Source organism: Proteus columbae, from assembly GCF_009914335.1.
Taxonomy (GTDB): domain Bacteria; phylum Pseudomonadota; class Gammaproteobacteria; order Enterobacterales; family Enterobacteriaceae; genus Proteus.
On record NZ_CP043925.1, the window covers coordinates 1,550,126 to 1,570,459 of the forward strand.

26 protein-coding genes are annotated in these 20,334 nt (G+C 41.4%); all 26 read left to right on the forward strand.

Going from position 1 to position 20,334, the window contains the following annotated elements:
• Positions 1-269: 269 nt before the first annotated feature.
• On the forward strand, positions 270-836 hold the full coding sequence (locus tag F1325_RS07395) for a Rha family transcriptional regulator (RefSeq protein ID WP_208797910.1): 567 nt from the start codon (positions 270-272) through the stop codon (positions 834-836).
• An 87-nt stretch (positions 837-923) separates the two neighbouring features.
• Complete coding sequence (locus tag F1325_RS07400; protein WP_160230233.1) at positions 924-1,085, forward strand: hypothetical protein; 162 nt, start codon at positions 924-926, stop codon at positions 1,083-1,085.
• Between the two features lie 19 nt (positions 1,086-1,104).
• Entirely contained in the window at positions 1,105-1,290 is a 186-nt protein-coding gene (locus F1325_RS07405; RefSeq protein ID WP_063073743.1) for a hypothetical protein, read from the forward strand.
• A 147-nt stretch (positions 1,291-1,437) separates the two neighbouring features.
• The gene (locus F1325_RS07410) at positions 1,438-1,878 is read left to right on the forward strand and encodes a ubiquitin carboxyl-hydrolase (protein WP_160230234.1); all 441 of its coding nucleotides are present in this window, start codon (positions 1,438-1,440) and stop codon (positions 1,876-1,878) included.
• Positions 1,859-3,103 carry a PBSX family phage terminase large subunit gene (locus F1325_RS07415; RefSeq protein ID WP_160230235.1) on the forward strand — a complete coding sequence of 415 codons (1,245 nt, stop codon included), beginning with the start codon at positions 1,859-1,861 and terminating at the stop codon, positions 3,101-3,103. The genes F1325_RS07410 and F1325_RS07415 overlap by 20 nt, the downstream gene beginning before the upstream one ends.
• Positions 3,103-4,458, forward strand: a complete 1,356-nt coding sequence (locus tag F1325_RS07420; protein ID WP_160230236.1) for an anti-CBASS protein Acb1 family protein — start codon at positions 3,103-3,105, stop codon at positions 4,456-4,458. The genes F1325_RS07415 and F1325_RS07420 overlap by 1 nt, the downstream gene beginning before the upstream one ends.
• Positions 4,409-5,338: a phage minor head protein gene (locus tag F1325_RS07425; protein ID WP_160230237.1), complete on the forward strand. Its 930-nt coding sequence runs from the start codon at positions 4,409-4,411 to the stop codon at positions 5,336-5,338. Before F1325_RS07420 ends, F1325_RS07425 begins: the two co-directional genes overlap by 50 nt.
• Before the next feature lie 3 nt (positions 5,339-5,341).
• The gene (locus F1325_RS07430) at positions 5,342-6,619 is read left to right on the forward strand and encodes a hypothetical protein (RefSeq protein ID WP_160230238.1); all 1,278 of its coding nucleotides are present in this window, start codon (positions 5,342-5,344) and stop codon (positions 6,617-6,619) included.
• Positions 6,619-7,056, forward strand: coding sequence for a phage cement protein (locus F1325_RS07435; RefSeq protein ID WP_160230239.1), 438 nt, complete (start codon positions 6,619-6,621; stop codon positions 7,054-7,056). The genes F1325_RS07430 and F1325_RS07435 overlap by 1 nt, the downstream gene beginning before the upstream one ends.
• A 16-nt stretch (positions 7,057-7,072) precedes the next feature.
• The gene (locus tag F1325_RS07440; RefSeq protein ID WP_160230240.1) at positions 7,073-8,167 is read left to right on the forward strand and encodes a major capsid protein; all 1,095 of its coding nucleotides are present in this window, start codon (positions 7,073-7,075) and stop codon (positions 8,165-8,167) included.
• 9 nt (positions 8,168-8,176) lie between these two features.
• A complete protein-coding gene (locus F1325_RS07445) occupies positions 8,177-8,350 on the forward strand; it encodes a hypothetical protein (protein ID WP_004247764.1) in 174 nt (57 codons plus the stop codon).
• A gap of 56 nt (positions 8,351-8,406) precedes the next feature.
• The gene (locus F1325_RS07450; RefSeq protein WP_160230241.1) at positions 8,407-8,805 is read left to right on the forward strand and encodes a DUF7370 family protein; all 399 of its coding nucleotides are present in this window, start codon (positions 8,407-8,409) and stop codon (positions 8,803-8,805) included.
• Positions 8,805-9,143, forward strand: coding sequence for a hypothetical protein (locus F1325_RS07455; RefSeq protein WP_160230242.1), 339 nt, complete (start codon positions 8,805-8,807; stop codon positions 9,141-9,143). Before F1325_RS07450 ends, F1325_RS07455 begins: the two co-directional genes overlap by 1 nt.
• A gap of 1 nt (position 9,144) precedes the next feature.
• Positions 9,145-9,513, forward strand: a complete 369-nt coding sequence (locus F1325_RS07460; protein ID WP_160230243.1) for an HK97 gp10 family phage protein — start codon at positions 9,145-9,147, stop codon at positions 9,511-9,513.
• Positions 9,510-9,878 carry a phage tail termination protein gene (locus F1325_RS07465; RefSeq protein ID WP_160230244.1) on the forward strand — a complete coding sequence of 123 codons (369 nt, stop codon included), beginning with the start codon at positions 9,510-9,512 and terminating at the stop codon, positions 9,876-9,878. The genes F1325_RS07460 and F1325_RS07465 overlap by 4 nt, the downstream gene beginning before the upstream one ends.
• A gap of 64 nt (positions 9,879-9,942) precedes the next feature.
• Positions 9,943-10,698 (forward strand): Ig-like domain-containing protein, encoded by a 756-nt coding sequence (locus F1325_RS07470; RefSeq protein ID WP_160230245.1) that lies wholly within the window; start codon positions 9,943-9,945, stop codon positions 10,696-10,698.
• A 49-nt stretch (positions 10,699-10,747) separates the two neighbouring features.
• A complete protein-coding gene (locus F1325_RS07475; protein ID WP_160230246.1) occupies positions 10,748-11,440 on the forward strand; it encodes a DUF6246 family protein in 693 nt (230 codons plus the stop codon).
• 72 nt (positions 11,441-11,512) lie between these two features.
• Positions 11,513-11,830, forward strand: a complete 318-nt coding sequence (locus F1325_RS07480) for a hypothetical protein (protein ID WP_244313551.1) — start codon at positions 11,513-11,515, stop codon at positions 11,828-11,830.
• A 137-nt stretch (positions 11,831-11,967) separates the two neighbouring features.
• On the forward strand, positions 11,968-12,363 hold the full coding sequence (locus F1325_RS07485) for a hypothetical protein (RefSeq protein ID WP_160230248.1): 396 nt from the start codon (positions 11,968-11,970) through the stop codon (positions 12,361-12,363).
• A 51-nt stretch (positions 12,364-12,414) separates the two neighbouring features.
• Positions 12,415-12,720: a hypothetical protein gene (locus F1325_RS07490; protein ID WP_098943632.1), complete on the forward strand. Its 306-nt coding sequence runs from the start codon at positions 12,415-12,417 to the stop codon at positions 12,718-12,720.
• A 33-nt stretch (positions 12,721-12,753) separates the two neighbouring features.
• Positions 12,754-13,062, forward strand: a complete 309-nt coding sequence (locus tag F1325_RS07495) for a hypothetical protein (protein ID WP_098943630.1) — start codon at positions 12,754-12,756, stop codon at positions 13,060-13,062.
• 68 nt (positions 13,063-13,130) lie between these two features.
• Entirely contained in the window at positions 13,131-16,523 is a 3,393-nt protein-coding gene (locus tag F1325_RS07500) for a tape measure protein (protein ID WP_160230249.1), read from the forward strand.
• Positions 16,524-16,526: 3 nt separating this feature from the next.
• The gene (locus tag F1325_RS07505; protein WP_109409994.1) at positions 16,527-17,003 is read left to right on the forward strand and encodes a hypothetical protein; all 477 of its coding nucleotides are present in this window, start codon (positions 16,527-16,529) and stop codon (positions 17,001-17,003) included.
• Positions 17,003-17,473, forward strand: coding sequence for a DUF1833 family protein (locus F1325_RS07510; protein ID WP_004247776.1), 471 nt, complete (start codon positions 17,003-17,005; stop codon positions 17,471-17,473). The genes F1325_RS07505 and F1325_RS07510 overlap by 1 nt, the downstream gene beginning before the upstream one ends.
• Positions 17,470-17,862, forward strand: coding sequence for an NlpC/P60 family protein (locus F1325_RS07515; RefSeq protein WP_160230250.1), 393 nt, complete (start codon positions 17,470-17,472; stop codon positions 17,860-17,862). Before F1325_RS07510 ends, F1325_RS07515 begins: the two co-directional genes overlap by 4 nt.
• Positions 17,849-20,317 carry a host specificity factor TipJ family phage tail protein gene (locus F1325_RS07520; protein ID WP_160230251.1) on the forward strand — a complete coding sequence of 823 codons (2,469 nt, stop codon included), beginning with the start codon at positions 17,849-17,851 and terminating at the stop codon, positions 20,315-20,317. The genes F1325_RS07515 and F1325_RS07520 overlap by 14 nt, the downstream gene beginning before the upstream one ends.
• The last annotated feature ends 17 nt before the right edge of the window (positions 20,318-20,334 follow it).

The following is a 20,334-nucleotide window of genomic DNA, read 5'->3' on the forward strand; positions in this document are numbered from 1 at the left end:
GTTTGGTTAGATAAATCGTTTATCCATTAAGGAGAGTGATCATATCTTGACTGCTAGGAACAGACTAGAAGCGACCAAAGTAACGTAGTGATACGTGATGATGGTCGCGAACTCTACGCATTTCACCCTGTGCACCACATGCACACACATCTAAAACATCGAGCCGTTATTTAGGAATGAGCCTTTGAGGAGATCAGTTATAGCTGATACTGCTTCGATGGGCTGGTTTCCTATGTGGCAAGGGTTCATTACTAAGTAAGGACAGTATCATGACAAAATTATCAGTCATCAATAATGCTACATCTGAGCAACCAACTATGACTAGCTTAGAAATGGTTGATTACATCAATGCAGATAGAAAGGCAAAGGCTGAGACAGAGGGGTTAAGTTTCCCATGCAAGAAGTATAGAAAATTACAGCATAAGGACTTTTTAAGGAAAGTACCTAAAGTGTTGGGTGAAAATCAATCAGCGAAATTTTACGCCGATTACATCGATAACAAAGGTCGTTCATATCCGTGCTGTAAATTCCATAAGCGTGAAGCTTGTTTGATGGCTATGAGTTACAGCTACGAGCTTCAAGCGCAAGTGTTCGATCATATGACTGAGCTAGAAGCTGAATCAGGATTTGGATTTACCATCCAGCAATTACAACACATGTTATCTGTGGCAAGAAAAGCTTCTGATGAAGATTCAAGTGATGCAGGTCGCCGATTACGCAAACGTCAAGATGATTTAGCTATCTTAAACCGTGCTGAAAAGTTAATAGGTGACATTAGCCAAATGGCATTAGGTTTAGTTGGCGGTGGCAAGTTATTAAATCATGAAAAGCAATAAATATTGCATTCCTCAAAATTGAGGAGATTGATTTAATTAACATTTAAAGATGAATAGGCCCTAGTGGTCTTTTTTATTGGGGGGAGTATGAAAAACAAACCGCACCTCAAGTTAACTGGTTCATATTGGGTGGCTAGGGTGAGAGTGTCTATTCATGGTATGGAAACATTCGCCAACGCAACTGGTGAAACTCCGCTGAAAGCCATTGCAAGTCTAAATGAATTTATACAAGAAATAGATCGTGTTTAAAGAAATTTAAGAGGTGGGTATGTCAGAAAAATATCACGTAATAGCAACTAAGAAAGACGGCACAACCTACGAAGGTATGATGACCACTAAGGAGCCTCGTGTCACTAACGGGTTAATCGGTATCGCATCACTTGATGGATCATGGGTATACATATCACCTGATGAGATTAGTGATATTAAATATGTTCCAGTGGTTGAACAGTAAATGATTATTCATTTTAGAAAACTCTACAAATGTCATTCTTTGAGTGGCATTGATAGAGTTTTATATAGGTTTATATCCTCAACGGTGTCATTGATTGCCGGAGATATATAAACGAAACCAGTTAATTATTCTAAAAGAGGCTGATTAATGGCGACTGAAAAGAAAATGGGTCGCCCTTCTGATTACTTACCAGAGGTGGCGGACGATGTATGCGCTCTAATTGCCGATGGTGAAAGTTTGCGTTCTGTATGCAAGCGACCAGGAATGCCAAACACAACTAAAGTCATGCGTTGGTTACGAGAATACCCTGACTTTCGTGAACAGTACGCGAAAGCGATGGAATCAAGAGCTGATGCCGTGTTTGAAGAGTTGTTTGATATTGCTGATGATGTAAAAGAAGAACCAGCGGCAGTTGCTAAGGCAAGGTTAAGGATAGATACCAGAAAGTGGGCTTTGGCAAGAATGAGTCCTAAAAAGTATGGTGACAAAGTAACTCAAGATATTGATTTGAAATCATCTGACGGATCAATGTCACCGACAAAAATAGTTCTGGTTGCCGGAGGTAGCAATGACGGTAGCAAGGATTGAAATACCGCCTAAATTAATTCCAGCTTTTGAAGGTAATTATCGCTATCGATGCTCACACGGTGGGCGAGGATCTGCAAAGACAAGAACATTTGCATTAATGACGGCAATTCGTGGCTACATGGCTGCGATGAATGGTCAATCTGGCGTAATACTTTGTGCTCGTGAGTACATGAACTCGTTAGAAGAATCATCAATGGAAGAGGTAAAGCAGGCGATTAGGTCTGTGCCTTGGTTAAATGACTTCTATGAACTCGGTGAGAAGTACATTCGCACAAAGTGTCGCTCTGTCAATTACGTGTTTGCAGGGTTACGACATAACTTAGATAGCATTAAATCTAAAGCAAGAATATTAATTGCTTGGGTTGATGAAGCTGAATCAGTATCAGAAATAGCATGGACTAAATTAACACCCACTGTTCGTGAGGCTGGATCTGAAATATGGGTGACATGGAACCCAGAAAGAGACGGTAGCGCTACGGATAAACGATTTAGAAAGAATCCTCCTGATAATGCCATTGTTGTAGAGATGAATTACGGAGATAACCCGTGGTTTCCATCAGTGCTTGAAGAGGAGCGATTAAGTGATCAGGAAAGATTAGACTCTGCTACTTACGCATGGATTTGGGAAGGCGCTTATCTTGAAAACTCCGATAAGCAGGTGTTGGCAAATAAATACGTTGTTAAATCGTTCCCTGACGACTTATGGCAGAAAGCAGACAGATTACTATTCGGTGCAGACTTCGGTTTTGCTAAAGATCCGAACACGCTATTGCGTCAGTTTATTCTGGATGATTGTCTGTACATCGAGTATGAGGTATACGGCGTAGGGGTTGAACTTGACCATATGCCAGCGTTTTACGACAAGATACCTGAATCACGTAAGTGGCCAATCAAAGCAGACTCCGCACGACCCGAAACCATCAGCTATTTAAAGCGTCAGGGATTCAATATTTCCGCAGCCAAAAAGTGGCAGGGTAGTGTAGAAGATGGCATCACGTATTTGCGCGGATTCAAGAAAATAATCATTCATCCTCGCTGTAAAGAAACAGCAAAAGAAGCCCGTCTTTACTCGTATAAAACAGACCGGATCACAGGTGAAGTTCTTCCCGTTATTGAGGATAAGAATAACCATTGCTGGGATGCGGTTAGGTATGGGCTTGATGGGTATATCACACAAAAATCAAATGCAGGCCTATTGGTTCCAAAACGATTACTGAGGCGATAATGCAAGAAAACATGAAACTAGCCGTCAATCACATGGTGAGTGATGCGATAGCTCGTGCCCGTATGTCTTTGGTTAATCCAACTATGGGGCTTGATGCGAAGCGATCATCTGCTTGGTGTGAATACGGATTCAAACAAGATTTAACCTTTGAGGATTTATATAAGCTATTTCGCCGTGGTGGCATTGCCTTTGGTGGGGTAACGAAACTCGTAGGTAATTGCTGGAAAACATCACCTCAAGTGATTGAAGGTGACAAAGCAGATAAATACAAGAAAGAAACCGCTTGGGAGGCTTCATTTAAAAAGTACGTGAATAAACGTATTTGGAAGGCTTTCAAAGAAGCAGATCAGAAGCGTCTTGTCGGTCGCTACGCAGGCTTGATCCTTCATATCAACGATAGCGGAAAGTGGCATGAGCCTGTCACGAAATCAAAGTTACTTAAGAAAGCCACACCAGCTTGGGCGAATGCAATTAAGCCTACTGATTGGGTGACGGATATTAACTCTCCTAACTACGGTCAACCTAGTATGTGGCAGTACACGGAGACGCTACCGAATGGTGGGACGAGAAATATCAATATTCATCCAGACAGGATTTTCATTCTTGGTGATTATTCGGTTGATGCTATCGGTTTTCTTGAGCCCGCCTATAACGCATTTGTAAGCCTTGAAAAGGTTGAGGGTGGTTCTGGTGAATCATTCCTTAAAAACGCAGCAAGACAGCTAAATATCAACTACGAAAAGGAAGCCAGCCTTGATGAAATGGCAAGAATGTATGGCGTTGACATTGCTGGGTTGCAGGAAATTTATAATGAAGTAGCAAGAGAAATCAACGCAGGTAATGACTCAGTTCTTGTTACGAAGGGCGCAAATGTTAGTCCTATGGTTACAGCTGTATCTGATCCGACACCAACTTATAACGTCAATCTTCAAACCGCATCAGCCGCAATGGATATTCCATCAAAAATACTTGTTGGTATGCAGACTGGCGAAAGAGCTAGTACCGAAGATCAGAAGTATTTCAATTCACGATGCCAATCACGCAGAGAAAGCGAACTGTCATTTGAGATAGAGGACTTCATCGACCACCTAATTAATATCAAGGTACTAGATCCTATCGGTGAGAAAACGGTTATTTGGGATGACCTAAACGAGCAATCATCTACTGAAAAACTAGATAGCGCTGAGAAGATGAGCCGAATTAATCAAACTGCTCTCGCCACTAGTGAGCCAGTATTTAGTGTCGAAGAAATTAGGGAAGCGGCTGGACATAAAAATGACAGCGAAGAGCTATTAGGTGAAACTGATGAAGATACAGAAGATAAGGACGGCGATAAGACCCGGAACGAAAGCTGATCCAACATCAGTCGATAAACTAGAACGTGGCGCAATGAGAGAGTTTGCGAAACGCATTCGAAGAATATCAAAAGGCTACATTCAACTTCTTAACAGAATCCCCTCTGAGCCAGTCGTCAATAGAAAATACCAATTCGATTTAGATCCTAACTATCTATCAATACTGTTGAGAGATGGTGAGCTAATGGTTGATGAGGTGCTTTTGAATGGCGGTGAGTTCGGTAACTTTCTTTTCCTCGAATACGTCAGTACAGCATACGAGAGAGGAACAGCGCAGCAGTACGCAAATCTAGCGCAGCAATCAACTGTCTACGCAGCTACTCAACAAAGTGTTGCAACGATACTGATGAGTGAACCATATCAGTTAAGAATGGCTCTAGTTCGCGCTCGTGTATTCGAGGAGATGAAAGGTTTATCTGGTCAGGTCAAAGCTGACATGGCTCGCATTCTTACAGATGGTATCGCGAGGGGTTTAAATCCTCGTGAAGTAGCGAGAAACCTAACCAATCAAGCTGGCATTGAAACTCGTCGAGCTAATCGTATAGCAAGAACAGAGATAACAAGCGCATTACGTAGAGCGCGATTAGATGAAGCTGACGAAGCCAAGGAAATGCTTAACCTTGAAACTCGTGAAATTCATATCTCCGCACTAAGCCCAACAACAAGACGCCATCATGCAGCTAGACACGGGAAGATGTTTACGTCTGATGAGCAACGTGATTGGTGGGCTCGTGACGCTAACTCAATTAACTGCAAATGCTCAACTGTAACCGTTCTTGTTGATAAAGATGGCAAGCCTTACAACAAGACTCTCATCAATAAACTGTTAGAGGAAAAAGAAGCCATGAAAGAACGTGGTTATCAATGGGCGGAGGAATAACTGATGCCAATTCAAGTAAACGTCACGACAAAAGTTAATAGCGCCTCTATTCGGCGTGAAACATACAACGGTCGTGAGCACATTATTATCCCAAGTTACACGCTTCCCGCAAACGTCATTATGAATGGCGAGTTTTACCCAGAATCAGAAATCAAAGCTAACTACAAGAGTATGGAGGGCACGATAGCGCCGCTAGGTCATCCAACGGTTGACGGCCATTTCGTTTCTGCTTTTTCACCGGAGGGACTTAACCAAGGATTTGTTGGTGCATGGAATAGAAACGTAACTTTAAAAGGTAATCGCGTTTATTCCGAAAAATGGGTGGATGTCGAAAAAGCTATGGAGTCATCTGGCGGTCAGCGACTCATGGCTAAGCTGGTAGCCTTGGAAAAAGGCGAATCGTCAGATCCTATCTGGTCAAGCGTGGCAGTATTCAGGGAGCGCACAGAAGCACCAAAAGAACTGCAAGAGCAGGGCGCACAGTGGGTGGTAAAAATACACTCTATTGATCATGATGCCATTTTGTTAGATGAGCCACCTGCTGCTGGGCCAGATAAAGGCGTCGGCTTAATGGTTAACGCAGACCAAGCCGTTTCACTAAAACCAAACTCTGGCGCTCTTATCGGTGAATCTTACAGAGAAAAAGAGAACAGAATTGAACAAGCAGTGAAAGATAAATTCGTTCTTGCCAAGGATGATTACGCTTGGGTTGCTGATTTCACAGACTCGCAACTCGTAATTATTAAAAATGGCGGTAAGGCCGAGGTATTTGGCTACACGGACGAAGGCGGAAAGATACTAATCGATGACTCTGGGACTCAGGTGGCTAGACAGGAGTCATGGGTAGTTATTGCTGCCAATAAATTTAAATCATTATTCAGTAAACCGCAGGCAAGCCCTGCAATCAATAACAGCACGGAGGGCGACATGCCTTTAACTCAAGAAGAAAAAACAGAGCTTTATTCAGAAATCGGCAATCAAATTGCTGCGAACGTAACAAAAGCATTGGAAGGCATTACGTCAAAAATTGATACGTTGCAAGCCAATCAAGATCAGTTAAAAGAAACTTTAACCGCAAACCAACGCGCAGAAGAAACAGAAATGCGTAAAGCCGTTGCCGAAAAATACGGTGAAGTAGTTGCAAACTCACTGCAAGGTCAGGCGCTGATCGACATGCATAAACAAATTGGTGACGCAGCAAGTTTGGCTGGTAACTCAGGCGCTCAACAAGAGCAAACTGGCGCACCAGACTATGCGGAATACTTTGGAGGTGCTAAATAATGGCTACTAGTCGCTATCGCCGTGTAAACCTTGACGGTAAATCAATCACAGAAACTCGCTCAGCAAAGGCGGTTACGTTGCCGGGCACTTTTGTTGTTATTAACGCAGACAATGAATTTGCTCAAGCTACCGCATTATCCGGTCGCATTTATGTAGCCAATCCAGCGTATCACCAAGGCCTATCTATTCGTGATGGCATTCCTGCTGGTGATTCTCTAGTTGGTGAGTATGTAGAGGAGGGGCGAGAGTTGGCTGTATTAGTTCCTGCTGGCACCTACAAAAAAGACTCTCCGATCAAGCTCGGAGCCAGCGGTAAAGGCGCTCTTGCATCCGCTGATACGGAATCAGTAATTGGCTACTCTCAGGATGAAGTGACGCTAAAAGCTGATGATTTCATTCGTGTTCGCTTTCGTGTTGGCACTGTGGCTGCTGCGTAATTAAAAGGAAAAAACTATGTTTTATACTGCTGAAACTTTAGCAACAAATAGCCGACTGCAACGCCAGTGGGATAGCTTATGGGCTACACGTAATATCTATAACACGCAACATAACCTGATGATTAACCAATATCAAAGCGTTATGGATGGTGAGACTTTAGCAGCAAACCAGTCAGGCGGTTTCTCTAAGGACTTTTGGAAAGAAGTTGATAACAACATTATTCAGTTGCGCGACCAAGAAACAGGCATGGAAATCGTCAATGATTTAATGGGCCTGCAAACAGTGTTACCAATTGGTAAGACAGCAAAGCTGTATAACGTGGTTGGTGACATTGCTGATGACGTATCAATCAGCATTGATGGTCAAGCGCCATACTCTCATGATCACACCGATTATGGTTCTGATGGCGACCCAATCCCAGTATTTACCGCTGGCTTTGGTGTTAACTGGCGTCATGCTGCGGGTTTAAGTACAGTTGGTATTGACCTTGTTCTTGATTCTCAAACTGCAAAAATGCGTCAATTCAATAAGAAAGTAGTTAACTACTTCTTAAATGGTGATGCATCAATTAGCGTTGAAGGTTATAAAGGCCAAGGCCTGAAAAATCACCGCAACACGGCGAAAATAGACTTAGGTGCTTCTGGTGCTAATATCGATTTAACCACTGCTGATTTACCTGCATTGTTAGCGTTCTTTGGTTTTGGTGGTGCGTTCGGTCAGACTGCATTCAACAACAAAGTGGACGCTTACGATGTTATGTGGGTGAGTTACGAAGCATGGGGCAACTTAATCAAGCCTGTGGTTGTTTCTGTCGGTGCTGGTGCTGGTAATAGCGTGGTAAATGGTCGCATTATCGATACATTACTACCGTATGCTGGCGTGAAAGAAATTCGCCCTACTTATGCGCTTAAAGGCACTGAGTTTATCGCTTATCAACGTCGTAAAGATGTAGTGACTCCGTTAGTTGGTATGGCAACAGGTGTTGTTCCTAAACCTCGCTTTATGCCACAGGAAAACTACAACTTCCAAATCATGAGCGCGGCAGGTCTGCAAATTACTCGTGACGGTGACGGCAAGTCTGGTGTGGTTTACGGTGCTAAACTGAGCTAAGGATCTGCAATGACAAAGTACGAGGTTATCATCCCTTGGCATGGTGTCGAAAAAGGTCAGGTGGTTGAGTTAGAAAATCTTCATCCAGCCTTTAAGGCTAATGTTAGAGCATTATCTAATGATGCCGCTGAATTGGTTCCAGCCACACCAAAAGCCAAGTCTAAAAAAGACAAAGACGAATAGCCGCGAAAGCGGTTTTTTTATGCCCTCGAAAGGGGGCTTTGCTTTGTGAGGTAATCATGATCACAAAAGAGCAAGCCAAAGAGTACCTGACAGGGCAGGGAATAGAATTACCTGATTTTATTCTCGATGCACTTATTGAACAGGTAGGCAGTATTCAAGAGTGTCTTGATAAACACTATCCATCAGCAACCGCACTATTAATCCAGATGTATCTACTGTCACTCATGGCGCTTGGTCAAGGTGATAAGTATATCAGCTCACAAACAGCACCTAACGGCGCATCACGTTCATTTCGATATCAATCGTTTGGTGATAGATGGAAGGCGGCTGCGTCATTACTGCGTGGTTTAGATAAGCACGGTTGTGCTAATGATTTAATACCAACCGATCCAACTCAAACTGCTCATGCTGGTTTGTGGATAGCGAAAGGTGGCTGTATGTGTAGGGGGGCGTAATGAGTTCAGTTGCAAATTGGGCTTACACCTCGTGGACTACTTTATGGAAAGCAAAGAAAGACAAAAACGGTAAGCCAGTATTCTCTGATCCGGTTCATTTTCTTTGCGGTTATGGTAGCGAGCTTAAATCTGGAAAGTTAGACATTGGCTCTGAAATCACCATCAAGTTAGTTTTCTGGACTGAATATGCAGATGCTAAAAAAGGTGATTTTATCGCTATCGGTAAGCACTCAGGCGATCCGTTATCTGCTGGCGCTGATGAAATCAAATTCATCAAACGTGATGAGGATTTATTCGAGCATATCGCAGATGACTACACCCTGATAACGGCGGTGTGATATGGGGGCAAAAGTAAGGGGTATTTCTCAGGCTAACGCAAACCTTAGAGCGCTTGTAGGTGATATACAGGGTAAGAGAGTGATGAGAGCTATTCAGTCGGCTTTATTGATTGGTAGTGCTCAGGCGGCTATATACACACCTATTGACACATCAACGCTTATCAACTCTCAATTCAGGGAGGTTACTGTTAATGGTACTAGAGTAACCGGTCGCATCGGATATACAGCAAACTACGCGGTTTATGTTCATGATCCAAGAATTAAGCAAAACTTTAGGCGATCAAGTGCTCGTAAAGAGTTCTTATCTCGTGGTTTTGAAGATGAACGCAAGGCTATTGATGATGCAGTGAGACGGGAGCTTCAAATATGATACATGAGAAGTTTGAGCGATACCTAAACAGAGGTAATTTGCTCGATGGTTTCATTGTTCAAAGGTTTGCGTGGGACGAAGATGAAGATACAAGACACCAGCAATATGCAGTTATTCAACCGGATGATAGTAGCGGTCGATTTGCTGATTTGGGTGCTGATGATTTCGTGGCGCTTATTCTTGTGTCTGCATGGAAAGACCCTGAGCCAACAGTGATAAGAGCTAATGAAATTCTAAATTATGTTGCTAACAACTCGTTAGATTGCGAACTCAATTCAATCTACAACTTAGGTGGTCTACCAAGACCCATACCAACAGAAGAAGGTCGGTTTATCCTCAAGCTTTCTTTCCGCTGTACATCTTAAATTAAACACATCTCAACAGGTCGCTTATGCGGCCTTTTTTATTTGCAAATAAAGAGGTTATAACATGGCACAATGCCCTGATGATAAAGGCCTAGTAATGGGTAACGCAGGTATTCTGCGCATTGCAAAAGGCTGTCCTGACCAAGTACCAGCACAAGATCAATTCTTGCGATTAGGTGCGCTAACAAGCAAGTCATTCGATTTCGGTATGGAGACAGTAACGTCTAATGCTGATGACACTAAAGGCTTAACTGAGTCAATTGTTACTGGCGCTGACTTTACGATTAGTTTTGATGGTGAATTAAAGAAAGCTGGTGTAACCGGCTCTACTTCCGCGTTTGATATTGCCAAAGAAATCCTTGATGAAATCAAAGCAAGTCGTCAACCAACATATTGGGTTCAACTTGATATGAAAGGCGATGGCTCTGATGTTGTTCAGGGCTATATGGCTTTCACGTCTTGGTCAATGGAGTTTCCAACAAAAGAAATTTCCACTTATTCAGGTGAATTGAAAGTCTATGACTCAGACACCGTTGAGTGGTTGCAAGAAGAAATCGTGGTTGAAAGCATTGCTGTCGAGCCAGCCACTCTGTCTGTAAAAGTTGGTGAAACTAAGACATTTACTGTCAAATTTACCCCAACCGATGCGACGAACAAAAACTACACCGCTGTAAGCGATAAGCCGAATTTTGCAACAGTTACCCAGCTTGTTAATGTGGTCACTGTGCGTGGTGTTGCTGAAGGTACTGCAAACGTTACTGTCACATCCGAAGATGGTAGTAAAACAGCAAAATGCGTGGTCACTGTTACCACTGCTTAATATTACAAAGGGTGCTTTTGAGTGCCCTTGATAATATTCAGGAGGGATTATGACGCCTATTTTAGAAATCGGTGAGATGGTTATCTCTACTGATAAAAAGGATTACTTATTTAGACCATCGTTCATCAATATGACAAGAATTGGTGAGCCTAAACAGATTGTGAGTGCATATGGTCAATTAAATGGCATAGAGGTGCAGGATTTAATTACTCGCGCCGTAATGAATTACAGGGTTATTCCCGATTGGTTAATAAAGGCCATTAGCAAGCCAATATACGGACGCAATATCCTACAAACTGCAATGATGGTGATGCAGGCGTGCTGTGATGATGACTGTTCTGAAATTATTGGTGAATGGAAATCGGGTAAGCGCGGCATTGTCTATAAAAACGGTAAGATGCCAATCGCTGACATTATCGTCATTGCCAGAGAGCTATTCACTCACGGAATTATCGGTAAAGCGAAGATCCGCAAACTTCAACGCAATGAAGGTAAAAGCGAATTCTCAGATGAGTTTATGGCAATTGATTACATCAGTTCTGCTCGTGCTCACTTTGGCATGAACCGTGATGAAGCCGAACAGTTAACAATGACTGAATTTCAGATGATGCTCAAAGCTAAATACCCTGATGAGAAAGGCTTCACCAAAGAAGAATACGACAACATCATGAAGCAAGATGATAAGCGCAATGATGAGCTGATCAGTGGTAAGCGTAGATTGGTGAGTAGAAAGAGAAAGTAGCCAATTATTAGGTTTGAGATGTTTTATAGTAAAGGTAGGAATATGCATAAAATCCTAAGGCAGTATCGATATATGAAGGTACCTTTATTTGAATCTGGATATATTATCTATTGTGGCTCTTGGGATGATTGGCGCTCTCTACATGAAAAACTAGGCATTGATGGTGGGGATAGTTTTGTTAACGGGGCAAGTCGTACAGTTACTAACGCTCAGTGTGTGCTCCATATTATTGGTGTGTTTAACGGTAAACCATCTACTCTAGCTCACGAATGTGCACATATGGCTTTCGACATTTGTCATCGCGTCGGTGTGAGCGTTGAAACAGGATCAGCAAATGAAACATTTTGTCATTTAATTAGCAGAATGATTGATTTCTGCCAAGCGGGATAAATAAATCATAGTTAGAATTTTTTAAGATCTGCGTATCTCGGATAATGACTTTGCTTTCTTTTGCATCACCATCTATATAACATAATAAATACTTTTATCTTTTAATAGCTTTGCTGGCATAAGACAGGATATTTATTATGATTAATGCAATTAGAGAGCAACTATCTAAAATAGCCTTTTTGGATAAAGATGAAATTGTAACGCTACATTTTTCATTGCTAGAAGAAATAAAAAAACAGAAAGCTAATAATAACCAAGAAAATGTTATTTTACTGTGTGAGAAGTCGATAGCCATATCATCAATTGTAATGCAAGCAATGAAGAAAAGGCACATAGAGGGTATGGATGAGTATTCAAGATCAACTGGAACTCTATCAAATAATAAATTTTATTACCCAAATCATTATGCGCTACCAATATTAAGCGGAATATACAAGAAAAATGGTGAGTTAAGTAAATTAAATGAAATGAATGATAAATTACTAAAAGAAGGTTGGAACACAGGGAAAGAAGAGGAATTGTATTTTCTGTAATTAACTCAACAAGGTAATATTGTTCAAACATTAACTAACGAGGATGGTGTTGTGAATTTAAAGCATGTTGGCGGGATATTATTAATAATTGGTATCGTGTCTATATTTTTAGGGCTAATGTCTTTTGTTAACACATCGAATTATAAGATAGCTGAACAAATGCCAAATATAACACTACTTGTGTTTGGCGGGTGCTTCTCATCATTAATAGGGGCTGTTTTCTTTGGTTGTGGATCAATTGTTGATGCGATTGAAGGAAAATCGATCTCATTAATAGAAAAAAGCAATATCTTAGATACACATTCTACTCAAGAAACAAATCACGAGAAAATAAAAGAAATCTTAAAAAGAAGGTAGTTTAAAAATAAACTAACCATAGAGGATGGTATTGTGAGAAAGATATTAGTTACACCACTCTGGGTATTATCTTCCTTATCTATTTTATTTAGCGCTGGTTCTATTGCTGCGGAAAATATAAAGATATCTGACATTGCAAAGGCTGCTTGTATTAACCATAAAGATAAAGAATCGTGCGAGGGTTTTGTTATCGCATCAATGGGGCATGCATTTGAACAGGGTAGAATTAGCATGGTTTGTGATTTGATGCGAGAGTCTGGAGAAAAAATATCAGAAGAACAAAAAGATAGATGCAGTGAAGCTAACGAGATGCTACGAGAAGTGCGAAGCTTTAAGTATTAACTTAATACAGTCATTAATCAAACTAACCCTGCCAATCGGCGGGGTTTTTCATTTTAAGGAGCCGGTAAATGGCAAATGTAGGCGAAATCGTTTATCAAGTTCAAATGGATGTTCAGCAATTACTCACATCTCAGCGTCAGTTAGAGCAACGCCTTAATCGTATGGATAGCAGTTTCAACCGAACGTCTCAGTCGATAAATAACACAGAGCGGTCAATACAGTCTCTATCCAAAGTTGCTGCGGCTCTTACTGGTTATTTATCGGCTTCAATGGTTGCTAGTTATTCTGAGGCATGGACTGAATTAAACAATAAGCTATCTAACTCAGTTCGTGCTAGCGAGTCGCTTATTGATGTAACTCAACGAGTATTTGATATCTCTCAAGCAACACGATCTAGTCTTGATGCCACAGCAACACTTTACGCACGATTAGAGCGAGGAACGAGAGAATACAATACATCAGCAGCAGACTTAGCAAAATTAACATCCATCATCAACCAAGGTTTTATTGTCTCCGGTGCTACTGCGCAGGAAGCAGAAAACGCCATTATTCAGCTATCGCAAGGTATCGCGTCTGGTGTTCTGCGCGGTGAAGAATTCAACTCAGTAGCAGAGCAGGGTAGCCGCTTAATGGTTGCACTTGCTGATTCACTAGGGGTAGGCATCGGTCAACTTCGTAAGATGGCAGCAGAAGGTAAATTAACTACTGATGTTGTTGTAAAAGGGTTATTGTCTCAGGGGGATGCTATTGGTAAAGAGTTCGCTAAAACCACTCGAACAATGTCGCAGGCATTTCAAGAAGCAGGGAATAACTTAACTAAGTTCCTTGGTGAGAATACAACAATAAAGGCATCTATTAACGTATTCAGCGATGCTGTAATTACTGCAAGTAAGAGTCTCGATGAAATGGTTTTAGCGGTTAGTCTAGTTGCCTCCGTTGTTGGCGGTAGATACATTGCCGCAATGGGGTTGGCTATCAAAGCTAAAATGCAATCAGCAGTTGCAGCAAGGCAAGAAGCGATAGCAAACCTTCAAGCTGCTAGAGTAGCTGAACACAATGCAATAATGACGGCAAGAAAGACCGCTTTAGATTTAGCAGCAGCCAGAGCGTTAGTTGAGAAAGCGAAAACCGAATTTGCGGCCGCAAGAGGAACAAACGCAGAAGCAACCGCGCTGGCAAATTTAATTGCCGTTAGATCTGCCGCAACAACCGCGGCGATAAATCATAAGCAAGCAACGCAGGCGCAGACAGCAGCAATGGCTAACTCAGCCGCAGCAGCAAGAGCCGCTTCTGTATCTATCGGTTTAGCTAATAAAGCTCTAGGTTTTGTTGGTGGCCCAGCAGGTATAGCAATGGCCGCGGGTGCTGCGATCATGTATTTCTACCAGCAGGCAAAAGAAGCAAGAGAAGAAGCAGTAAAACTTGCAGAGGGAGTAAATCAATTAACTGCTGAAATGAAAAACATGACAAGGGAACAAAAGAGGGCTGAATCTGCCAAGTTAAAAGAAGCGCTCCCTGAGTTAAAAAATGAAGTTCTAAACACCACTGTCGCTATGAAGCAAGCTGCGGAAAAAGTAAGAGAATTAGAGGCTGATTTGGCTTTAGCTAAAGTTGGAACAAGTAAATATGAATCCATAACAAAACAGCTAGCCGATGCTCAAGATAAGTTAGCAATTGCAACTGACAACGCAACAAAGGCGTCAAATAACTACAGTCGCACAAAAAATACCATATCTTTTATTCAAGCTGATCTTAATGGTGAGTTAAAAGAGGGAATTGATTTACTAAAAAGGGAAATATCTGTTCTGCCAAGTGGCGCAAAGGGATGGGATTCTTATGGTTTTTCTATTGATAGGGCGCTGCAAAAAAAGAAAGAGTTTAATGGTGAAAAAATATCTTTCGAATGGTCTAAGGAGGGGATGGATTTAAGAAAATCACTAGAGCGTGAAATGAAGCTAGCTAACGCCAAAAGTGAAGTTGATAAGAGATTATTGCAAGTTGATTTTTACATTGAAGATAAAGGGATAACAGACGAAAGGGAAATATATCAACTAAAGCAAATAGCAATAGCAACTCAAGAGGCTCAAGATGCAGCTGCTGAGCGTAACAAAACAACCAAGGAATCAACCAAAGCCACAGACGCAGCATACGAAGCATTAAAACGCCAGAGAGAAGAAATTGAGCTTTTAAACAAAGGTTACAAAGACGGCTCTCTTGAAATGGCTAAGTATGATGCGGTTAAGGCGTTGGGTGACAAGGCATCTCCTGAACAGATTAAACTAGCTGAGAAACTTGCAGAAGATAAATACAACATTGAGCGCAATCTAGCTGATAAGAAAGCTGCACTTGATCTTGATTTAGTCACTAAAGCTAAAGAATCTCACGATAAACAGCTGGCAGACTTAGAGCGGATAACAAAAGATGATGTATCTCTCACTGAACAGGCTGCAAGGCGTAAAGCTGAAATTGAAGCAGAATATCAGCAAAAAATAGCCGAAATACGGGCTAATAACGCTGTATCTCCCCAAGATAATTTAAAAGCACAAGTAGACCCTGTTCAGCAACTCAAAAACGAACACGAGCGTAAACTTGCGCTTATCCGTGAATTTGAGACTGAAAAAGGTGCTATCACTCAGCAAAGTTTGGCGTTAATGAATGCCGCCAACACTCAATATGAGCAAGCTAGAACTGATGCTATGTATGAGCTTTGGAGAAATCAATCATTAGGAAACGAAGCTGCCGCGGCTGCACTAGATGCATTCTCTGGTAGCGCATCAAATGCACTTACGGGAATAATAACCGGCTCAATGGAGGCTTCTGACGCATTAAGATCAATTGGTAATACAGTTTTGAATAGCCTAATTAACACCTTTGTTCAGGCTGGAATTGAGCAAGCTAAAGCTGCTTGGTTTGGCGCAGCAGCACAGCAAGGCGCTATCGCAGCAACAACGGCGGTGCAAACGGCTGCTATCGGAACGCAAACGGCAGTGAGTACGGCAGCAGCTGCCACAACAACAGCTGCTTGGACACCTGCGGCAATTATGGCATCAATCGCGTCAATGGGGACTGCAGCGAAAATAGGTTTAGCCGCAATCGCTGTGCTAGGTGTTGGTGCAATTGCAGGCGCCCGTAAAAATGGCGGCCCTGTTGATGCTGGTTCAATGTATCGGGTGGGTGAAGGTGGTAAGCCTGAGATATTCAAGGCTAATAACGGTCGCCAATACATGATACCCGGTGACAATGGAAAGGTTATTTCCAATAAAGATATGCAGGGTGGCGGTATGAATGTGAATGTTGTCTTTAATGACTATTCATCTGGTGGCCACAAGTTTGATGCGCAGACATCGCAAGATGGAAACACTATGACCATTCAGGCATTCATTATGGATATGGATAACAAAGGCCCTATGCTTCAATCCATAACAAGAAACACATCGGCAACAGCGAGAGCGAGAGGTTGATATATGGTTATTAATTACCCTGACTGGCTTCCTCTGGCGCAGAAAGCTGATAAAAGCATGACGCTAGATACTGGCTTCTTGACAGATCAGCCACAGGTAGGCGCACCTATATTTCAAAAACTCACTGATGACTTAAAAACTGTATGGAGTGTGAATTGGATATTTACACTTCAACAGGAGCGAGCGTTTGCGCAATGGTTGCGAAGTCCTAACTATCTTGATAATTGCAATCGCTGGTTCAGGATGAAAATTAATCTTGGTGGTAGTGGGTTGCAGGAACAGGAATTGCATTTTGTTTCCTATCCAGTGCAAACCAGTATTAATGGATCTTCTGTAACATGGACTGGTCAGGTTATTAGCAAGAAACTTTATAATTCAGATGATGAATTCGACGATATTATTGTTGAGTTTCCGCCATCATTTGGAAGTTGGCTTGATATTATCGTCACTGAGACTCTACCAAAGTATAAGGAGTTGTAATGCCTACACTAAGAGAGTATCGGGCACAAAGGCCAAACAGAATACTTTATGAGACACTGCAATTTAGTCATCCGTCATTTGGTGATATCTATCTTGTTTCTTATCAAGTATTCCCAAAGGTTCTAGGTGGGGTTGAATATCAGCCGTGTAATTTCGAACTATCTGACAGCCAGCAAAGCCGAACGCCCATCATTGACGCTAGTGTTAAATTCAGCCGTGTCGCACAAGACTTTAAACAGAAACTTAAACTATGGAAATCATTCAATAGAATGACACCCATAGAGGCTACTTATCGCTTATTTGATGAAAAAGACAAAGGCACAGCAATTACTCGATGGAAGTTATTTGTGAAAGATGTGTCGATGGATCATGAAAGCGTAACTGTCACGTTATCTATGAGTAATCCATTGAATAAAAACATTGGGCGCATTTATGAGCCACAAGAATGGCCTGGCTTGGAGGCTGTATGACAACTCAGGATTTCATCGATAAAACTATCGGTAAGCCATGGAAAAATAGGTCTTGTACATTTGACGCTATGGATTGCTGGGGTCTTGTTGTTCTCTATTATCGTCATGTGCTAGGTATTGAGATCCACCATGACGCTGGATATGAGTCTGAAACTGATTTTGTTACTTGCTATAAAAATGAAGTTGAGTTTTGGGAGAGAGTAAACAAACCAGAAAATAACGGAATATTTATAGGCTATATAGGCTCAAAACCCGCTCACATTGGCTTGATTATCGATGGTAACGCATTACATAGTCGAGGTGAAAACGGCTCTGTGAGAATGGATAGGTTGATTGTGCTCGAGAGAAAGTTCACTAAGTTGGAGCTTATGAAATATGCCAATGATTGAAATTCAGCGTGTCGCTGGTATGCCAAAAGAGAGAGTCGAGATAAAAGCCGGCTCTCTTTTTTTTGATTGGTTAAAAGAGCAAAACTTTCATCATGACGTTGATATCTATGTTAACGGCGTAAAGCTTAACGACGATGACAGTCTTGACTTTATTATTAGTGAATTTCATCACATTCAAATATTCGACCAACCAAAAGGGATTATTGGCGACATTCTTAATCCAGTATTTAAGTTCGTTTCCAAGATATTTTCATTCTTAGCACCCAAGGCTCCATCATTTAGCGCGGCGGATGTAAATGCAAAGGAAAGCCCTAATAATCGTTTAACAGGTCAAACTAATATAGCGAGAACATATCAGGCTAGACCTGAAATTCACGGACAAGTTAGAGCCTTTCCCGATCTCATTCAGCAATCAATGTTTGAATACATTGACAATAAAAAGATGGTTACCGAGTGGATGAACTTTGGTATCGGTTACTACACGATTGAGAATGTGAAATATTCAGAGTCTGAACTAATCGCCCTTGATGGTGCCAGTTATCATATATTCCAACCTGGTGAAGTGATCCCGCAGATATTCGAGGGCTTTGAGTTCCCTGATGTTGACGGACAAGAAATACCGGGGCCGAATGAAAGTGACGAAATTCCACAATATGAAGCCACTGCTAATAATGTTATTTCTGGTGAAATTAAAGGTGGTGAGGCAGCCATAAAGATAGAGAAGCAAGATGAGTTTCGATATTTTATGGATATCGTAAAGCCTCGCTCAGTAAGCCTTGTTGTTAATGTTACTTATGACACTCCACAGGGTGCGGTTACAAAGGATATTAAGGTTGATGCTTATTTATCCGATGCGAAAGAAAGTGATGATGGCGCTATTATTTCACCAAAATATTACTACGAATTCTTTTTCACTAACTTAACTGGTGGTGATTTAGCAACCCTTCCGCCAAACGCAATCGTTAACACATCAAAGTTTATTCTCTATGACAATCAGTTCCTGACAGTAGGGCCTTTCTTTTCCCCTTTAGATGGTGATGAGTTATGGGTGCATTTAAATGCTCAACTTGGTGATGGAGATTATGCTAATGCAAGAATTGAGTTTTGGAAGGTTGATGAGAATAACAATGAAATAGCTGGCACAAGAGAGTCATTCAATAGAGGCTTCCCATCTGCACCAAAAACAAAAACATACTATCTTACGAAAAAATTCAAGCCGTTAGCTGGATATGGAAGATATGCGCTTCAATTAACTCGATTAGAAAACAGTAATGACCACAGCATTCTTAAGCTAGAAGAAGTCTTTATTGTTAGAGAGAGGATTAAAGAAGCACATGAAGAAGATACGCTTGTTAAAGTAACAGTGCGGGCGACAGAAGCACCAACAGGGGCAAGGGAGCGTAAATATAACGCACTGGCTACACGTCATGTTATTAGTTACGACATGAATAGTCGTCGTGTTGATTATACTTTACGACCATCACGATCATTTGCTGATGCTGTCGCTCACACTTGGTTAGTTACCGCGGGACAGCCAGAAAGCACCATAGATTTATATGGTTTGTATTCAATCTATGAATCACTTCCAGATAAGCGTTTAGGATATTTTGATTACACGTTTGATGATGAAGATGTATCGCTGGGTCAGCGTATAGAAACAATATGCAATGTTGCTCGTGTTATTTCATTTTGGGATAACGGCGTGCTTACATTTACTCGTGAGGAGGAAAAGAAATATCCATCTGGCACCTTCAATAGAGCTAACACGACAGGAAATGGATTTTCTCTTTCTTATGATATGACAATGCCGAGTGGTAATAATGGTGTTGAAATCGAATATGTAAACCCCAAAACAAACAAAAAAACCTACCTTAAATATCGTATTGAAGATAACAAAATAGTTAACAAGCCAGCTAAAAACCCTAACAAAATAATCATTCACGGTTGTCGCAATGAGTATCAGGCGACAGATAGGGCACTATTAGAAATGGATAGGTTAATACATCAACGTATGAGTATCAGTGTGCAAACTCTCGCAGATGGTGATTATGTTTATCCGGGAGACTTAATTATTGTTGCTGACACATACGATAAGAATCAACAGGCTGGTTATATAGTTGAGAGGATCGGAAATCAATTTTCAACAAATGAAAAAGTTGTCTTTGATGGTGAAATGTTCGTTTGTATTACTGATCACCTAGGTAACACAACAGAAAGATTTAAAGCTACACCAAGAGGCGATACCGCTTATGGGTTTATCGCTGATATACCTAACATCCAGCTAAATATCTATGACGGCATGAATGTTCAATCGCCGTCACGTTACGTTATATCCAATATCGTTGAAATGGACTCAATGAGATGGATTGTAAGCGACAAAAAGCCTAATGCAGATGGAACTTATAGCATTACAGCAAGTGAGTATTTTTCTGCAAAGAAAGATTACAACGTTTAATTAAATTCATTTCAACC

Excerpts from the sequence above, each read along its gene's own strand:
- F1325_RS07460 (WP_160230243.1), top strand. The coding sequence starts at position 9,145 with ATGGGGGCAAAAGTAAGGGGTATTTCTCAGGCTAACGCAAACCTTAGA.
- F1325_RS07515 (WP_160230250.1), top strand. The coding sequence starts at position 17,470 with ATGACAACTCAGGATTTCATCGATAAAACTATCGGTAAGCCATGGAAA.
- F1325_RS07520 (WP_160230251.1), top strand. The coding sequence starts at position 17,849 with ATGCCAATGATTGAAATTCAGCGTGTCGCTGGTATGCCAAAAGAGAGA.
- F1325_RS07475 (WP_160230246.1), top strand. The coding sequence starts at position 10,748 with ATGACGCCTATTTTAGAAATCGGTGAGATGGTTATCTCTACTGATAAA.
- F1325_RS07400 (WP_160230233.1), top strand. The coding sequence starts at position 924 with ATGAAAAACAAACCGCACCTCAAGTTAACTGGTTCATATTGGGTGGCT.
- F1325_RS07505 (WP_109409994.1), top strand. The coding sequence starts at position 16,527 with ATGGTTATTAATTACCCTGACTGGCTTCCTCTGGCGCAGAAAGCTGAT.
- F1325_RS07440 (WP_160230240.1), top strand. The coding sequence starts at position 7,073 with ATGTTTTATACTGCTGAAACTTTAGCAACAAATAGCCGACTGCAACGC.
- F1325_RS07415 (WP_160230235.1), top strand. The coding sequence starts at position 1,859 with ATGACGGTAGCAAGGATTGAAATACCGCCTAAATTAATTCCAGCTTTT.
- F1325_RS07500 (WP_160230249.1), top strand. The coding sequence starts at position 13,131 with ATGGCAAATGTAGGCGAAATCGTTTATCAAGTTCAAATGGATGTTCAG.
- F1325_RS07395 (WP_208797910.1), top strand. The coding sequence starts at position 270 with ATGACAAAATTATCAGTCATCAATAATGCTACATCTGAGCAACCAACT.
- F1325_RS07420 (WP_160230236.1), top strand. The coding sequence starts at position 3,103 with ATGCAAGAAAACATGAAACTAGCCGTCAATCACATGGTGAGTGATGCG.
- F1325_RS07485 (WP_160230248.1), top strand. The coding sequence starts at position 11,968 with ATGATTAATGCAATTAGAGAGCAACTATCTAAAATAGCCTTTTTGGAT.
- F1325_RS07465 (WP_160230244.1), top strand. The coding sequence starts at position 9,510 with ATGATACATGAGAAGTTTGAGCGATACCTAAACAGAGGTAATTTGCTC.
- F1325_RS07430 (WP_160230238.1), top strand. The coding sequence starts at position 5,342 with ATGCCAATTCAAGTAAACGTCACGACAAAAGTTAATAGCGCCTCTATT.
- F1325_RS07455 (WP_160230242.1), top strand. The coding sequence starts at position 8,805 with ATGAGTTCAGTTGCAAATTGGGCTTACACCTCGTGGACTACTTTATGG.
- F1325_RS07480 (WP_244313551.1), top strand. The coding sequence starts at position 11,513 with ATGAAGGTACCTTTATTTGAATCTGGATATATTATCTATTGTGGCTCT.
- F1325_RS07470 (WP_160230245.1), top strand. The coding sequence starts at position 9,943 with ATGGCACAATGCCCTGATGATAAAGGCCTAGTAATGGGTAACGCAGGT.
- F1325_RS07405 (WP_063073743.1), top strand. The coding sequence starts at position 1,105 with ATGTCAGAAAAATATCACGTAATAGCAACTAAGAAAGACGGCACAACC.
- F1325_RS07435 (WP_160230239.1), top strand. The coding sequence starts at position 6,619 with ATGGCTACTAGTCGCTATCGCCGTGTAAACCTTGACGGTAAATCAATC.
- F1325_RS07410 (WP_160230234.1), top strand. The coding sequence starts at position 1,438 with ATGGCGACTGAAAAGAAAATGGGTCGCCCTTCTGATTACTTACCAGAG.
- F1325_RS07450 (WP_160230241.1), top strand. The coding sequence starts at position 8,407 with ATGATCACAAAAGAGCAAGCCAAAGAGTACCTGACAGGGCAGGGAATA.
- F1325_RS07510 (WP_004247776.1), top strand. The coding sequence starts at position 17,003 with ATGCCTACACTAAGAGAGTATCGGGCACAAAGGCCAAACAGAATACTT.
- F1325_RS07425 (WP_160230237.1), top strand. The coding sequence starts at position 4,409 with ATGAAGATACAGAAGATAAGGACGGCGATAAGACCCGGAACGAAAGCT.
- F1325_RS07445 (WP_004247764.1), top strand. The coding sequence starts at position 8,177 with ATGACAAAGTACGAGGTTATCATCCCTTGGCATGGTGTCGAAAAAGGT.